Source organism: Frateuria terrea, assembly GCF_900115705.1.
Lineage (GTDB): Bacteria > Pseudomonadota > Gammaproteobacteria > Xanthomonadales > Rhodanobacteraceae > Frateuria_A > Frateuria_A terrea.
The window spans coordinates 187,002-202,729 of the sequence record NZ_FOXL01000008.1; the positions used below are offsets into that span (position 1 = coordinate 187,002).

Annotated in this window: 12 protein-coding genes; 8 read left to right on the plus strand and 4 right to left on the minus strand. The window is 55.6% G+C overall.

What is annotated here, in order from left to right:
* The first annotated feature begins 25 nt into the window (after positions 1 to 25).
* From BMZ38_RS14965 to BMZ38_RS14980, 4 genes are all read left to right on the plus strand, one after another.
* Entirely contained in the window at positions 26 to 1,177 is a 1,152-nt protein-coding gene (locus BMZ38_RS14965; RefSeq protein WP_091339464.1) for a glycosyltransferase, read from the plus strand.
* A gap of 3 nt (positions 1,178 to 1,180) precedes the next feature.
* A complete protein-coding gene (locus BMZ38_RS14970) occupies positions 1,181 to 1,972 on the plus strand; it encodes a class I SAM-dependent methyltransferase (RefSeq protein ID WP_091339467.1) in 792 nt (263 codons plus the stop codon).
* Positions 1,969 to 2,925: a lysylphosphatidylglycerol synthase domain-containing protein gene (locus tag BMZ38_RS14975; protein ID WP_091339470.1), complete on the plus strand. Its 957-nt coding sequence runs from the start codon at positions 1,969 to 1,971 to the stop codon at positions 2,923 to 2,925. Before BMZ38_RS14970 ends, BMZ38_RS14975 begins: the two co-directional genes overlap by 4 nt.
* A gap of 141 nt (positions 2,926 to 3,066) precedes the next feature.
* A complete protein-coding gene (locus BMZ38_RS14980; RefSeq protein ID WP_091339593.1) occupies positions 3,067 to 4,083 on the plus strand; it encodes a glycosyltransferase family 2 protein in 1,017 nt (338 codons plus the stop codon).
* Here the strand turns inward: BMZ38_RS14980 and BMZ38_RS17645 are convergent.
* Complete coding sequence (locus BMZ38_RS17645; protein WP_139202437.1) at positions 4,009 to 6,525, minus strand: glycosyltransferase family protein; 2,517 nt, start codon at positions 6,523 to 6,525, stop codon at positions 4,009 to 4,011. The genes BMZ38_RS14980 and BMZ38_RS17645 overlap by 75 nt on opposite strands.
* Positions 6,526 to 7,301: 776 nt before the next feature.
* On the opposite strand from BMZ38_RS17645, the gene BMZ38_RS14985 reads away from it, so the two are divergent.
* The 4 genes from BMZ38_RS14985 to wecB are packed head-to-tail and all read left to right on the plus strand — an operon-like array spanning position 7,302 to position 11,355.
* Positions 7,302 to 8,318, plus strand: coding sequence for a glycosyltransferase family 2 protein (locus BMZ38_RS14985; RefSeq protein WP_091339472.1), 1,017 nt, complete (start codon positions 7,302 to 7,304; stop codon positions 8,316 to 8,318).
* Positions 8,319 to 9,173: a dTDP-4-dehydrorhamnose reductase family protein gene (locus tag BMZ38_RS14990; RefSeq protein ID WP_091339474.1), complete on the plus strand. Its 855-nt coding sequence runs from the start codon at positions 8,319 to 8,321 to the stop codon at positions 9,171 to 9,173.
* A gap of 18 nt (positions 9,174 to 9,191) precedes the next feature.
* Complete coding sequence (locus BMZ38_RS14995) at positions 9,192 to 10,208, plus strand: polysaccharide biosynthesis protein (protein ID WP_091339594.1); 1,017 nt, start codon at positions 9,192 to 9,194, stop codon at positions 10,206 to 10,208.
* Entirely contained in the window at positions 10,201 to 11,355 is a 1,155-nt protein-coding gene (wecB, locus tag BMZ38_RS15000) for a non-hydrolyzing UDP-N-acetylglucosamine 2-epimerase (protein WP_217638746.1), read from the plus strand. The genes BMZ38_RS14995 and wecB overlap by 8 nt, the downstream gene beginning before the upstream one ends.
* A 93-nt stretch (positions 11,356 to 11,448) precedes the next feature.
* On the opposite strand, the gene BMZ38_RS15005 is transcribed toward wecB, so the two are convergent.
* From BMZ38_RS15005 to BMZ38_RS17650, 3 genes are read right to left on the minus strand one after another with little or no spacing between them, the layout of a single operon-like run.
* A complete protein-coding gene (locus tag BMZ38_RS15005; protein ID WP_175483749.1) occupies positions 11,449 to 11,805 on the minus strand; it encodes a DMT family transporter in 357 nt (118 codons plus the stop codon).
* A gap of 14 nt (positions 11,806 to 11,819) precedes the next feature.
* The gene (locus tag BMZ38_RS15010; protein WP_091339482.1) at positions 11,820 to 13,016 is read right to left on the minus strand and encodes a glycosyltransferase; all 1,197 of its coding nucleotides are present in this window, start codon (positions 13,014 to 13,016) and stop codon (positions 11,820 to 11,822) included.
* The gene (locus BMZ38_RS17650) at positions 13,013 to 15,115 is read right to left on the minus strand and encodes a DUF7657 domain-containing protein (protein WP_139202436.1); all 2,103 of its coding nucleotides are present in this window, start codon (positions 15,113 to 15,115) and stop codon (positions 13,013 to 13,015) included. Before BMZ38_RS17650 ends, BMZ38_RS15010 begins: the two co-directional genes overlap by 4 nt.
* Positions 15,116 to 15,728: the final 613 nt, after the last annotated feature.

Here is a 15,728-nt window from a genome sequence, read left to right on the forward strand (position 1 = left end):
CAGCAATGCCGGGGTATGCTGACCCATGCGTATTCTTTGCTGGGGTACCTATGACACCAGCAAGCCGAGGGCTCGGCTCCTGCTGAAAGGCCTCCGGCTGGCTGGGGCAGAGGTGGCCGAATGCCACGTAGAGCTTTGGCACGGGGTCGCCGACAAGTCCCAGATTCGGGGGGCACGACAATGGCTGGGAATAGCGATTCGCTGGTTACTGTCTTATCCCCGCCTGGCGTGGCGTCTCGCTCGCACACCGAAACCTGATGTTGTGCTGGTCGGCTTTCCCGGCATTTTGGACATGATCGTCGCAGCACCTATAGCGCGTCTGCGCCGGGTCCCACTCGCCTGGGACATGTTCATGTCGATCTACGACACCGTGGTGGAGGACAGGCAGTTACTTCCCCGTCGCGGTCTCGCTGCCAAGCTTTTGCATGCATTGGAGCGGTTTGCGCTGAATCGTGCCGACCTCGTCTTTCTGGACACGCAGGCCCATGCACGTCGCATTGAGACATTGTTCGGGCTGACTACCGGAAGTGCCGAGACTGTCTGGGTCGGCGCAGAAACGGAGCACTTTCACGCCGACTCCACACTTGTCAACGCCGTTCGCTCGCAGGTCAACTCGTCCGATCATCCCCCGCTGCAAGTTCTATTCTATGGCCAGTTCATTCCCTTGCACGGTATCGAAACCATCGTGCGTGCCGCCCGCCTCACCCGTAGCGAGCCGATCGAGTGGCAGCTAATTGGCAAGGGGCAGGAGGCAGATCGCATCAAGACCTTACTGACCGAACAACCCTTGCCGAAGGTGCACTGGGAGCCATGGGTCGATTACACACAATTGCGCAGGCGGATCGCTAGCGCCGATGTGTGCCTGGGTATCTTCGGTGGGTCGGAAAAGGCGGCTAGCGTCATCCCCAACAAGGTTTTCCAAATAGTGGCGATGGGCAAGCCGCTGATTACCCGGGATTCCCCCGCCATTCGCGAAATGCTGGGAGATTCACCGCCTTGCGTGAGCCTCGTCCCGGCCTGCGACGCCGAGGCGTTGGCCGACGCCGTTTGTGGTTTGGTCCGACGGGACCTCCCTATCGGCCCGTGTCATGCTCCACTTCAGGACAAGTTGAATGCCGAAGCGGTGGGGCAACAGTGCATGGCGATGCTGAAACGTCACCTTCGACTGGGATCCTGAGCTATGGAATATCTACCTCTGCTCGGCCCGGCTGCTCCCGAGGAAGGCTGGGTGCCGGCACCTCGATATCTCCTTCGTCGGCAGCGCATCCTCCGGCAGCTGCGAAATCTGTCTCCCTGTGAAGTAATCGAAATCGGCTGCGGCGCAGGGATGCTCCTGCAGGAGCTTTCCGCACGCGGGTTCCTATGCCAGGCGCTCGAAAGCTCGCCGCAGGCGCGTCAGCTGGTCGCCCGGCTTAGTGCGAAAACCGGCCAGAAAATCGCCGTGCATGACGAACCAGATGCCTCATGGCGAGGCCGTTTCTCGTTGGTGATGGCGTTTGAAGTGCTGGAACACATCGAGGACGATGCCGCAGCCATGAAGCAATGGGCCTCGTGGTTGGCTCCCCGAGGGACCCTTCTCATTTCCGTCCCGGCCCATCCACGCCTGTGGAGCGCCGCAGACGAATGGGCAGGTCATTACCGGCGCTACCGGAAACAGGATCTCATCGACGTCGTGGTGGCCGCCGGCCTGGAAATCGAGCACGTGGAATGCTACGGCTTTCCATTGGGAAACGTCACTGAACAGATGCAAGCGAGGGGAATCCGGCGCCACCCGCCAAGGGCCAGCCTCGATCAGAGCCACCAGATAAACAGCAACCGCAGCGGCATCGAGCGCGATCATGTCCTCCGCTGGTACCCAGCCATGCGCTCGCTACCGGGACAGCTGGCGCTCCGCTGCGCACTTGCAGCACAAGCCATGAGCAGCGGCCTACCCTTCGGCAATGGCTACCTCATACGAGCTCGCGGAGGATGAGCAAGCGGCTGATGCGATGGCTGGGGATCTTGCTTGCAATCGCCGCAGGCACCTATTTCATCCGCCACGCAGAAAAGGCGCTAATTGACAAGGATCTGTCACGTCTTATGGATGGCAAGGTCTTGCTCGCGGCAGTGATCCTGACTGTGCTTTACACCTTGCTGATCCCCACCACTGCGCTTGCCTGGACTTGGCAGCTCAACGCCATGCACCAACCGGCACGCTACCGCCGTATGCTGCCCGTCATGGCGACCACCCAGTTCGGCAAGTACCTGCCAGGTAACGTGGCGCAGCACATCGGGCGCATCGCCCTCGCGCGATCGGCCGGAGTGTCGTTGTCGGCCGCTCTGTTTTCGGTGGCCTATGAAATGCTTCTGATGCTTGTCGCCAGCGCGCATATCGGCGCATTGACCTTACTGTGGGCACCGCCGAGAGCCTTTTCCCATTGGGGAATCATCGACTACCGCGTACCGCTGCTGATCGTCATCACGCTTGTGGCCATTGTCGGATTATTGTTGGCGCCGCGCGTGGCTTCCTGGCTTGCCCGTTACCGCGCCAGCCGACGCGGCGATCATGATTATGTGCCACCTAGGTTGCATTTGGGCGCGGGCACCGCACTTGCTTGCTATGTCGTCTACGCGGCCAACTTCTGCTTGATAGGCAGCGGCCTGTGGTTTCTCGCACATGCCCTGCTGAGCTATGCCGATACAACACCGAGCGCAATCTTCCTGACCGGAGCCTTCGCAAGCAGCTGGATTTTCGGGTTCATCATACCCGGCGCACCAGCTGGGCTGGGTGTCCGGGAAGCGATTCTCAGCGCGTGGCTGAGCGGATCGTTGCCCCCCGCCCAAATTGTGCTGCTGGTCATCGCGCTGCGCATCGCAACCACGCTGGGCGATCTGTTCAACTTCGTCTGGGGAAGCATAGCTATTGCTAGCAGCCGCGACGGTTAGTCTGCCTGACAATTGCTTGCCTCAAAGGCCTCACCAAGCGGCTCTCGGTGACATACGCTTGGAGACGGACGATAGCCCCTAAGGATGTCACTGGTAAGTCACGGCATGTGGAGTATCCACTCCTTGCACGAGGGAGCCCTGATGAAACTCGTCATCCAGATCCCCTGCTTCAACGAATCCGAAACGCTGGCCATCGCACTTGCTGAACTACCGCGCGAAGTCGACGGGTTCGACGTTGTCGAATGGTTGATCATTGACGATGGCTCTACCGACAACACGGCCGAGGTCGCACGCGCGAACGGCGTGGATCACGTAATCCGGCATCCGATGAATCGCGGCTTGGCCGAGGCTTTCATGACAGGAATCGATGCCTGCCTGAAGGTGGGCGCCGACGTAATCGTCAATACCGATGCTGACAACCAGTACAACGGCGCCGATATACCGGCGCTCACCAAGCCGATCCTCGCCGGCGAAGCCGAGATCGTGATTGGCGCGCGGCCAATCAGCGAAACCGAACATTTCTCGAGGTTAAAAAAGGTGCTCCAGCGCCTTGGCAGCTGGGTGGTGCGCGTGGCCAGCCATACCGACGTGGCCGATGCACCCAGCGGGTTCCGAGCGTTTACGCGCGAGGCGGCGATGCGACTCAATGTGTTCAATGCCTACACCTACACGCTGGAAATGATCATTCAAGCCGGTCAGAGCAACATGCAGGTAATCTCGGTTCCTATACGCACCAATGCGGACCTGCGGCCTTCAAGGTTGGTGAGGAGTATCGGCAATTATGTGCAACGTTCGCTAGGTACCATCGTGCGCGTCTTCGTCATCTACCGGCCACTTGCTCTGTTCCTATGGACTGGCATTCCTTGCATAGCTTTTGGCCTACTATACGGCGTTCGGTTTCTGGTTTTGTATCTCACGGGACGGGGAGAAGGGCATATCCAATCCGTGGTCCTCGCCGCGCTGTGCCTCATCCTTGGCACGCTTCTAATCATGATGGGATTGATTGCCGACCTCATCGCTGCCAATCGAAAGCTATCGGAACGCATTCTTCTTCACGTCCAGCGAATCGAACTCGAAATGGATTCACGTCCCGTCGACGATACCGTCGGCACCCGATGCCGACCGGCGATGCCTAGTGGCAAGCCCCCATCCCAATAGCAGTCCCAGCAGCATGGCCAAGGAAATCCACGCTCCAAAACGGAGCGACCGCGGCCTATAGCTGAAATCCAGCGTTGCTGGGCCATCGACCCGGAATGCTGGCAAGTCGCCGAGATACCGTTCTGGCAGGACTTCGCGACCGTTCAGGCGGACATGCCAGTCTTCTTTCGGAAAGTTCATTGGCACTACGACAAAGCCAGAGTCAGGACCGAAGTATCTTATTTGGAAATCTGGCCCGGTCCGGGCGATTAGCCGGGTCTCATTCGAACTTTCCCGATTGGGCCACCCACTTAGCTCGTGCAGAAAATAGGGCCCGGCCGGTACGTTCGTGTTTTCTAATAAATACATGCCGTTTCTCGATGCTATCGGCGAAAATGCCCCCATATCGTTGCGGGGGGCGGCCAGTTCAAGATCGATACAACCTGGCACCTTCTTGCCATTCAACTGTAACGAGCAATTTTTTGCCGGCGCCGGCGTGAACCACGCACTAAGCCGGTCGCCAGCGCCCGCGTGCTGATAGGTGAAATGGAAACGATAGCTACCCGGCGCGAGAACGAGCGCTTTGGGCAGCGGGAAAGTGGCCATCTGGTTGTCCAGCACCTTTGACGCCTCGATGGTGCTGCGAGCAATTGGCTCAATCTCTCCATTCCGATACAAAGTCAGGACGACCTCGCCTGCCAGACCGGCCCTCGCATAGGTAGCCAAGCGCACGAAAAGCGCCTGGGGACGAAAGGTGGTGGTCAAATCGAAAAACTGTACCCAGTCAACTCCAGGCATGGGCGGTAGCGGCGCGTGCGCAGGAACGATGGTGTTCTGACCAAAGTCCGGGCGAGGGCCGGCCAACACAATTCCAGCGTCACCCAATACATACCGAACTCCCAAGGCAGCCATGACCGGGCTGCTCAAATTGATGCTCTCCCCCTCCACGAGGGTCGCAGTAGCCGTAGTGAACGGATCATCAATGACCTTGCTCAGCAGAGACTTTTTTGACTCGCTCTTGAAGGCATGAGCAAACCATTCGGGGATGCCATAGGCGCCAAGCGTTCCCGAAACCAGAAAGTTGTTATCCGCGATTACACTCTGGAAGGGCCTTAAATTTTGTTTTATCTTTGCCACCAACGGATCCGCCGGATAAAAATAGGCCGCCGGAGTTGGTCCATTGAAGCGTCGGAAAAAGGACGCAAGATCGACCGCCTGATACGCGACCAGGAAGCCCAGCACCAACCGAGCGAGCGCCTGCGCTCCGATCCGCTTTGACACTTCGTCCAAGCAAAACGTCGCGGCAGCGGACAGCGCTATGTCGAGAATGATAATGCTTCGAGACCAAGGGTTGTGCGCTAGTCCGGGTACCCAGCTTAAATAGGCGGACGGAATGATTCCGAACACCAGGATGGCGGCAACCGTTCCCAACAGCAGTGAATAGAGCGCTATTACACCGACCCGGGCACGTCGCCAGAGTATGAGGCCAAATGCCAGTACAGCCAGCCCCAGCCCTAGCAACCCCACATACATCGCAGATTCAACGTGCGGCATCGATTTAGCGAAGTGAGGCAACAGAAATCGTGCAGCATCCGGTAACTGTAATTGGCTCCCGCCAACGCGGTAACTGACATCCAGCCGGGCATACCAAGCGAGAAGCGAGATGAGCGGGGCGGTACATAACATCATCGCCACAATCCACCCGGCGCCAAATCCGCCAATGCGCATCAGCCCCCGCGGCTGGGCATCCGCGATCCAGAGGCACAACAAGTAAAGCACCGCTGCCCCTGCGCCAAGCAAAGTCACAAATGGGAATCCGCCAAGCAGGAGCATCGCGCTGGCAACCACCAATGACAGGAACCGCCCATAATTTGGATCCTGCCACCAACGGTCGATCGCCCAAAGCAACCAACAAATCCAGATAGAAGTGAGAGTATGAGGCCAATACAACCACGCCGTATGGAAGCCGCACAACATGATGGTCACGGCGCCAAACGTCGCCGGCAATAGCGATGTTCGACGACGTAACCAAAGATGCGCTCCCCAAGCCGCCATCGTCAGGTTAAAAAGCGTCGCGAGATAGAAGCCAAGCGCCGCATTCGGCGAAAGGGCAAATAGCGCAAAGGCAGGTGTCAGCTCCGAGTTCACGAGACTCTGGATGCCAGGCTCCCCACCCGCCGGCAAGGGATCCCAAGTAGACAAGCGACCAGCGCGTATTTCTCCTCGCTGATAAATCCAGCGCGGAAGCAGTGCATCAAGCACATCAGAGCGCTCCGCGTTTCTTACGGAGACCGGCTCCCCCGGAACCGTCCAGCCTGCCTGCGCCACGAGCAGATCGAAGGGCCCTGCGGTTTCCTCTGCGAAGGGATTGGCGCCGAGCACAACGACCGCGAACGACAGGTAAGCCAGTAACGGTGCCAGCTTTGCACACATGCGGCCACCGAACCGCAAGATGGAATTCATCGTGTCTCTCCACCGTGCATCGAGCTGATGCCCGCGGTCGAGAGCAGCCTCACGGCCCTTACGACCGTTGAAGATTTATGGCAATCGGCAATAGCCGGCGCCTTTCCGACCATGAGTCGATGCATCACGCCCATCTCTGTTGCCTCTTGCCGACGCAGACTACTAGCACAGCCGCTCCAACAATCAACAGTAGCCGCTCGATATTGTTAACACACCTGATGTCTGTCTCTTTCAGTTGTCGGCAGCTCCAAACACCCTTGGACTACGCCACCCGGTGGTCCTCATCTCCATCGCCGAACCCCCGGCATAGTACAATTGACTGCTACATCCGCTTTGCCCACCAACCGGGAAGCAAATGTCGGGATCTGGCGCACGTTGAGCTGGGGATAGCTAATGAGTCAAGCTCTTACAGAGCACAGCGCAAGTCGAGCGCGAGGGCGCCGCTCCCGAGTGTTACCACATGGATGGATCAAGACAGCACCATGCTCCCTCGCGTGTCGCGACCTCTGCTTGGGCGCCGGGCATCCAGAGAGTGCGTAACGAACGAGCTGATCGCTATCGCGGCGGTCCAACCGATCGCGGTCCTGTACTGGCCGATCCCGCCATAGGGGAGCTCGCCATCAACCTGCGCTCGCTACCGAATTGGATGCGCTGGTCGCGCTAGTTACTACAACAAGATCGCTGGGGACACGACGATGAAGACCCCTCCACCGCCGGCTGACAGAATGACTAAGCAAACAAATTGTAATAGCCCACCAAGCATCGAAAGGAAAGAGATGCTGTTACAGACCGTTGCGCATACACCAGTTATAGCGGTGGTCATTCCATGCTATCGAGTGACCCAGCATATTTTGGGCGTCATCAAGCGCGTTGGTCCGGAATGCCATCAGATTTATATCATAGATGACTGTTGCCCGGATAAATCGGGTGAGTACGTACAAAAGCATTGCTCGGACGCACGAGTTCGGATAATTCGCAACAATTCCAATCTCGGGGTCGGCGGAGCCGTTATGGCGGGCTATCGGGCCGCACTCAAGGAGGGCGCTGACATCCTGGTGAAGATCGACGGTGATGGCCAAATGCCACCTGAGTTAATTTCCCGGTTCATCGCGCCCCTACTGAATGGATCTGCAGACTACGCGAAGGGAAATCGCTTCTATGATCTCTCCAATGTCCACTCAATGCCGCCACTGCGATTGTTTGGAAACGCAGCACTATCCTTCATGTCAAAGTTTTCAAGCGGCTACTGGGATATCTTTGATCCAACTAACGGCTACACTGCGATTCAAGCGAAGGTCGCTGCGCACCTTCCACTCGAACGCATCAGTGCCCGCTACTTTTTTGAAACTGACATGCTTTTCCGCCTCAACACTCTGCGAGCCGTGGTGGTGGACATTCCAATGGCAGCAAGATATGGCGACGAAATAAGTCATCTGAGGCCGTCGCGCGTTTTTACCGAATTTTTCGTCGGACACACGCGCAATTTCGCAAAACGAATCTTCTACAACTACTTTCTACGCGATCTTTCTGCAGCCTCACTGCAGCTCTTGCTAGGCTCCCTTTTGATGATCGGGGGTACGATATTCGGTTTTTGGAAATGGCTATTCAACCCCGCTAGCCCCGCAACAGCGGGTACCGTCATGCTCGCAGCGCTCCCAATCATGCTTGGGCTGCAGCTCCTGCTTGCGTTCCTTATGTGGGACATGCAAGCCGCGCCACGCACAGCAATCCACTCAAGGCTGCCGGACGAGCCGGACACCATATCCCTCTACGCCGACACGGAAGAATCCTAAATGAAGCTAATGATCATTGGCATCACGGGAATGCTAGGCAACACCTTGTTTCGCTATTTTAGCCGGACACCCGATATCCAAACCTTTGGGACTGTTCGCGATGAACGGGGAAAATCGTATTTCGACCCAGCGCGCCGCGACGCCATCCTAAGCGGAGTGGACGCCAACCGCTTCGACACCGTTACATCAGCATTCTCGAAAATAAAGCCTGATTACGTTATCAACGCCGCAGGCTTGATTAAACAACTCCAAACATCTAAGGACCCTCTCAGCGCGTTACCGATGAACGCGTTATTTCCACATCGTCTTGCTCAATTGTGTGTGGTCGCGGGCGCACGCTTGGTCCACATCAGTACCGATTGTGTGTTCACCGGCACTATCGGAAACTACAGTGAGACCGACCCGCCGGACGCCATCGATATATACGGAAGATCCAAGCTGCTCGGCGAAGTCGACTATCCACATGCGATAACCCTTCGCACGTCAATCATTGGCCACGAAATGGGATCAACAAATGGTCTAATTGCGTGGTTTTTATCTCAAAATATTCAAGCACAAGGATTCACGCGGGCTGTGTTTACAGGACTCCCGACTGTTGAATTGGCGCGGATCATCGAGGGTTATTTGATACCGAGACCTGACCTTCATGGTCTTTATCATGTCGCATCCGCCCCCATTAGCAAATACGACCTACTTAGATTGACAGCCACGGTATATGGAAAGGATATCAAGATAATACCAGACGACACCGTGGTCATCGACCGTTCCCTTAACGCAGATCGATTTAACCGAGCCACAGGGTACCAGCCGCCGCCTTGGCCCAAGTTAGTCCACGCCATGAAATTGTTTGGATGATTACGAAGGAATACGATGATGGAATCTGCATTTAACGAAAAGACGCTGCTTGTCACGGGCGGCACCGGATCATTCGGTAACGCAGTCATCTCCCGGTTCATCGATACCGACATCAAAGAGATTCGGGTATTCAGCCGCGATGAGAAGAAGCAAGACGACATGCGCGTTGCTCGGCAGAACGAGAAGATAAAGTTCTACATTGGTGACGTACGTGACTACGGAAGCGTTCGTGACGCACTCAAGGGCGTCGACTACGTGTTCCATGCCGCCGCGCTCAAACAAGTGCCGTCGTGTGAGTTCTACCCGCTCGAAGCAGTAAAAACAAACGTACTTGGCACCGAGAACGTACTCACTGCCTCAATCGAGCTCGGAGTTTCCCGCGTAGTGGTGCTCAGCACAGACAAGGCTGTCTATCCCATCAATGCGATGGGCATGTCGAAAGCTTTGTCTGAAAAGGTAGTTGTTGCGAAGTCGCGCAATTGTGACCCTGCAAAGACCGTCATTTGTGCCACTCGTTACGGTAACGTTATGGCATCGCGCGGTTCGGTAATTCCGCTGTTCGTTTCGCAATTACTGGAAGGAAAGCCGCTCACTATTACTGACCCTAATATGACGCGATTTCTTATGTCACTACAGGATTCGGTGGATTTGGTCCTTCACGCCTTCAAGCATGCGACGCCCGGGGATATTTTCGTCCAAAAATCACCCGCCTCCACGGTTGCGATGCTCGCGGAAGCGCTTAGGCAAATGCTTCACAAAGATAACGAGGTTCGCATCATCGGAACCAGGCACGGCGAAAAGCTTTTTGAAACGCTTGTGTCCCGCGAGGAAATGGCACGAGCCGAGGACTGCGATCGATATTACCGCATTCCAGCCGACGCAAGGGATTTGAATTACAATCAGTATTTCGTAGAGGGCGAGCCCGAAATTTCAACACTCGACGACTATACTTCGCACAATACCGAACGGCTCGACCTGGCGGGAGTAAAGCACGTGCTTGAGAAGCTCGGGCCACTGGAGAAGCTTCGTGCTTAATGTCATGACCATTGTGGGGACTCGCCCGGAGATCATCCGGTTGTCTCGCATTATTGCTAAGCTCGATTCAAGTTGTAGCCATACTTTGGTTCATACGGGCCAGAATTACGACTATGAACTCAACGAGGTGTTTTTCAAGCAACTCCAAGTACGTGCCCCAGATCGATACCTGTCTGCTGCCGGTACTACCGCTGCGGAAACAATCGCTCACGTGATCGCGGAAGCCGACAGGGTGCTGGCGGACGTATCTCCGGACGCGGTACTCATTCTCGGGGACACCAATTCGAGCTTGGCCGCAATAGCTGCAAAGCGCCGCAAAATTCCAATCTTCCATATGGAAGCAGGTAATCGCTGCTTTGACATGCGTGTGCCAGAGGAGATCAATCGGCGAATAGTTGATCATATTGCCGATATCAACCTGACCTACAGCCAGATCGCGAGACAATACTTGCTACGAGAAGGCTTGCCGCCAGATCAGGTGATTTGGACGGGTAGTCCACTGCGCGAGGTTCTAGATTACTATCGACCCGGGATCGAGGCATCGCGGGTACTTAACGAACTGGACCTTGTGCCCAACGAGTATTACCTCGTCAGCACGCATCGTGAAGAAAATGTCGACAGCGATGAGAGGCTGCGCAAAATTTTTGCCATTCTCGACTATCTCTCGACGACGCGAGATAGTACGGTGGTCGTCTCTACTCACCCACGCACCCGCAAGCGGATCGAAGCGATGGGCCTTGTCGCGAACCCTCGGGTAACTTTCTGCAAGCCGTTTGGCTTCCTGGATTACATACATCTGCAGATCCATGCGCGGACCGTGCTTTCTGATAGCGGAACAATCACCGAAGAGTCATCGATCCTCAACTTTCCCGCGCTCAACCTGCGCGAGGTGCACGAGCGTCCAGAGGGCTTCGAGGAGGCAAGCGTAATCCTGTGCGGCCTCGAGCTACCGCAGATCGCGCAAGCCTTGGACGTACTTGCCTCGCAGCCGCGTGGTGAACAGCACCGACTGCTTCGTCTCGTCGGAGACTATCTTCCCACGAACGTTTCGGACAAGATTGTGCGAATCCTTCTCAGCTATACCCCATTCGTGAACAGGCGCGTATGGCATAAAACGGGAGCTACGTACGCTGGGGGACCGGAATGACGTTGTATGTCGTTTCATATCTGCTACCCCGGCGGCTCCGATCAAGCCCAATATAAATGAATGTCGCGATGCTCCGACGGACAGGTCACCTCCTCAGCGTGAATCAACAATCATCATCAGGACTCCGCTCGAGATCATGGCAAGTCCCGTCCACTGCATCGCACTAAGTTTCTCGCCATAGATCATCCAGCTTGAAAGCGCAATAAATAGATAGAAAAACGCTCCAGAGATAGCGAAGGCGACCCCTAACTTCATTCGACTTACCACTACGACCCAAACCAAAAAGCCCACGCCTTGGATCGCGATAGCCCCGATAATGCTGGGTGATAATAGAGCCGCCACTAGCCACCTGCCTCCTTTCAGGTCCGGATCGCGCACTCCGATGACACTGACGCCGTTTTTGACAAGCAGTTGGCTCACCAGGGTCGACAAAGTGACAAATATGATCATCAATATCTCGCGAATCATTGGCCCATGTTCCTCTTGAGCTGAACTAGGATCCCCTCAACCTTATTGACGGTGGAATCTACGGAGAATCGCTCATTGACGAAGGCCCTACCCCGCTGGCCAATTGCTCGTAATCGCTCCGGCGCTTCTAAAAGTTCAACCATCCTCCGCAGGAATACATTCGTCTCGTCAGAGACGCTGTACTCAATCCCGGAGGTTCCAGCGGGATGCTTTCGCACTAGATCGGGCAGTGGAGTGGAGAGCACGGGCAGGCCGGCCGCCTGATATTGTAAGATCTTTATGGGAATAATATCTCGCGTAATATCATTGAGTTCGAACGGGTTGAGCGCTAGCTTCGCTAGCGACAAATAGCGCGGAACTTCCGTATAGGCAACCATACCCGTCAATATTACTCGCGAACTCAACCCAAGTTCGGTCACCAACGCAGCAAGCTCGGCATCCTGCCCACCCCCTCCGATTATCATCAACTTCAGCGAAGGAACCCGGTTTATTAGCTGCGGCGCGCGCCGCACCAAATTGACCAGACCGCTGAAGCTGTAAGTTGTTCCAAGAAAGAGCGCCACTGTGTCTCTATCCGAGAGACCATAGCGCGCCATAAGTTCAACATCTGCAACCCGCGGCGCAAAGTGCACGGTATCCACACCATGGTCGATAACGATCATGCGAGCGGCCATATCGATCTCAGCTATTTGGGTTACGTATTCTCCCATTTGCTCATTGGTCACCAGTACTAGGTCTGCCCGGCGGTAAATGAAGCGCTCCCCGAACAATAAGATTGTCCGCTCAACGAAGCTCGGTCGCAGCCTGTGATAAGCGTCTAACACACGGTATACAACCGGCACACCGAACTTGCGACCAAGCCTGACTGCCTGTGTGCCGTTGATAAATATTGAGTACACGAATATTGCATCGACGTCGCCCCGACGGAGGCGTTCGATAATCATGCGTCGAAAATTTCTCCGCGCTTCGAAATATTTCAGCGCTCGTCGGTTTCCGTGAGGGATCGAGGTCAGCAGGACCGTTCCCTGCCCTGTCCGGCTCACGCGAACGCTGCCCGGCCTCGCCTTCATCGATTCGTCGAAATCAATCACCTCGACTTCGTGGCCCCGCTCGGCAAGGCGTTCAGCGAAGTCTTGATATTCGTAAACCGGTTTGCCGAGGTAACTGACCTCGTGGCACCATAATATCTTCATTGATATGCACCAATTGTCCGCGAGGAGAGGCGGAACAGATGTACCCCGCTGTCAGCCGGAGCATCCAACGGTGTCAGGCACTGGCGATCGGCAGGGGGAACAACCGACGTATACGCGACACGGGTGACGCCAAGCCGAGGTAGGTCGGGACCGCAAATGTCCAGTCTGATTACATATAGATCAGGAGAACGAAGCTGAAAGAGTGGGTGGACTCTACCAGGCTCAGACTCGACTATTACATGGGCATAGCGATTCCATATGCTTTTGTATTCCCCCCTCGGATCAAGCACGTCGACCACGTTGGAATTTGGTATCATTTGCGATCCTGTAATTACGTTCAAACCTTTTGCCTTCAGCCCCTGTGACAAAATGAAATCCCCCACCACGGCCCACCGGTCCTCTCCAGAGTTGCTCTGACGTTCTGCCGCCAACAAGATTGGTTTACCTTCAATTGCAGACAGGCCACTTACCAGAGGATTGACCGTTAACGCAGGTATGACTATCGCCGCCAGGCCCGCAGCGAATAGTTCGAAGCGTCCATGGGAGACGCCCGCGGCTAATACAGCGGCTATTGCCGATGCCGCCAGCACGATCCTGGGGCTGAAGAAAACAGGATCCATGCTTCGCAGGTAGCCGCCAAATGTAAGCACCAACAAGAACGACAAAGCCGGTGCGATTTTCCGCACAGCTATGCGACGCAGCTCGATGGATTCGTCACGGACCCGCGAGAAGAGGATCGTTGTAACCATGATCGATCCAATGCCCAAGCCTATGACAGACCTTGCAGGCGGCGACCACGACCAACCCATTGCCTGCAAGGCGGACTCGATGGTATGCGGCAGCGGAATGCTGATCCAGAAAATTACCACGGTGCAGTAAAGTGACAGCGCGACCAGCAATGCGTTTTTGCGCCGTACATACGCGGCAAACGGCACCGTCAAGAACAATAGGGGCATCAAGATTACAAAACTACTCGCTTCCGACGCGTTACTCGGCCCTAGCGGTACGTGCTGCTCACCCATGCGCAGTGCTTCGAAAAAGCCGTAAAACAACTTCGCAAAACGAAAACCCCCACCTAGGGCGATACGATGGCCCGGATAGCTGGTACCAGCCATAGCCTCAATTGAGGGCATGGCGTCAATCAGGTAATTACCACCAATAAGTCCAATGGCAAGTACGGCTGCAACTAGAGAAAACAGGCGGAATCGCAGCTTCTCTCGGAGCTGCGCTGTACGACCCGGCTCTAACACCAAACCGGCCAAAATCGCCACTCCCAAATATGCCATAGGCACGATGAACGGAGGATACGGATGCAGCATTAGATTAAGAAAAGAATACACAATGAGCGCAGCGCCGATTCCGATCGTCACTCGGCGATGTGCCAACAGAAGATATATCCCACCGATAGTCGCCAACGCGAAAGCAATAAGCAGTTCCGGCATATTGCTTGAGAACCACCACTGGGTGAAGGATGACCCATAGACCCATACGGTACCCAGCACCGAAGCGACCACGCTACCTCGCGTAAGAAGTAAGAAGAGCCAAAAAAAAGACAGTATCAGGCCGAAAGTTTTATAGGCCCACCACCACGAGAAACCGGTCGAAAGATTAAACAGATGGAACCCGATGAACTCGCCCTGCGCGATCGCCCAGGAATGCAAGACCGGCACGGCAGCCAATAGCGGCGCCTCACTTCCGCCGATACTTGGGTTGTGATCCTTCTCCCCACTTTGAACTTGGTTCAGAACCCAGGGTGTCTGTGTATTCCACTCGTCCGATCTAACACGCCTTGGTGTTCCGAAATCCACCAGTTGCGCAACCGGCTTCGCAGGATAAATTTCCTCCCAAACACCAAGCGATGACTGATTTAAATTGAGTGCGACATATAAACCAGCACTGCAGATTACAAATACAACTATTGCCATCGAGTATGGTGACGGAATTAATACATTTGGATCGCTTGCTCTGGCAGCTAATCTATGGAACATGGATGGCAGACGAAGCTTCCGGCTAAGGCGCCGCACGAGCAATGGCAGTGCTAGCTCGGCGACCAATAGCCAGAGCAAGGCTGCGGCGGTCGCATTACCGAGCCAAGCCATTACTCGGTTTCCTAGCGACGCGACGCCCGCTCCGGGCGGGAGCCTGACGCCTATGAAAGGATCAGGAGCTTGAGCTACAAAGCGAAGGCTCCCATCGCTGCTTGGCTCGCGACGGAGATCGTTGGTCACCTCGATAGCCTCGAACAGCTTCAACCCTAGGAGGTCAGTTGATTTTCCCGGCACTCGGAATCTGATCCGACGTATCTCGAACCGACCGGAAATACTGCCTGGATCAATCCGGACTCGTTCTAGATCACACCCTTCTGGCATGTCGATTCGATATCTATGCCAACGCCCATCCGCATTGATCTTGAACGCCACATGCTGATCAGGCTGGTAGTCTTGGTTTGCAGCCGCATAATAGATTTGTCCATCGGCGCCCGCCCATGAACGAATTTCGACTGTAACGGCGGGACTACCCCAGCCGAGTAGCCACATCATTGCGAGAGCAAACAGCGCTGCCGCTGCAGTGCGAAGCCACTGCTTGCTGGATGATGACCGCAGACGTGGGAGGCAATTGACAGCACGCGATGCAAAAACCATGAGAGCCCTTTTCATCCTGGTTACTTGGGGGCGGCCTGGCAGGCAATCAGTCACGACAGACTTTTTCCAT

Coding starts and splice junctions, on each gene's coding strand:
- BMZ38_RS17650 (WP_139202436.1), bottom strand. CDS start 15,115: ATGGCTTGGCTCGGTAATGCGACCGCCGCAGCCTTGCTCTGGCTATTG.
- BMZ38_RS17645 (WP_139202437.1), bottom strand. CDS start 6,525: ATGAATTCCATCTTGCGGTTCGGTGGCCGCATGTGTGCAAAGCTGGCA.
- BMZ38_RS14995 (WP_091339594.1), top strand. CDS start 9,192: ATGGAATCTGCATTTAACGAAAAGACGCTGCTTGTCACGGGCGGCACC.
- BMZ38_RS15005 (WP_175483749.1), bottom strand. CDS start 11,805: ATGATCATATTTGTCACTTTGTCGACCCTGGTGAGCCAACTGCTTGTC.
- BMZ38_RS14965 (WP_091339464.1), top strand. CDS start 26: ATGCGTATTCTTTGCTGGGGTACCTATGACACCAGCAAGCCGAGGGCT.
- BMZ38_RS14980 (WP_091339593.1), top strand. CDS start 3,067: ATGAAACTCGTCATCCAGATCCCCTGCTTCAACGAATCCGAAACGCTG.
- BMZ38_RS14990 (WP_091339474.1), top strand. CDS start 8,319: ATGAAGCTAATGATCATTGGCATCACGGGAATGCTAGGCAACACCTTG.
- BMZ38_RS14975 (WP_091339470.1), top strand. CDS start 1,969: ATGAGCAAGCGGCTGATGCGATGGCTGGGGATCTTGCTTGCAATCGCC.
- BMZ38_RS14985 (WP_091339472.1), top strand. CDS start 7,302: ATGCTGTTACAGACCGTTGCGCATACACCAGTTATAGCGGTGGTCATT.
- BMZ38_RS14970 (WP_091339467.1), top strand. CDS start 1,181: ATGGAATATCTACCTCTGCTCGGCCCGGCTGCTCCCGAGGAAGGCTGG.
- BMZ38_RS15010 (WP_091339482.1), bottom strand. CDS start 13,016: ATGAAGATATTATGGTGCCACGAGGTCAGTTACCTCGGCAAACCGGTT.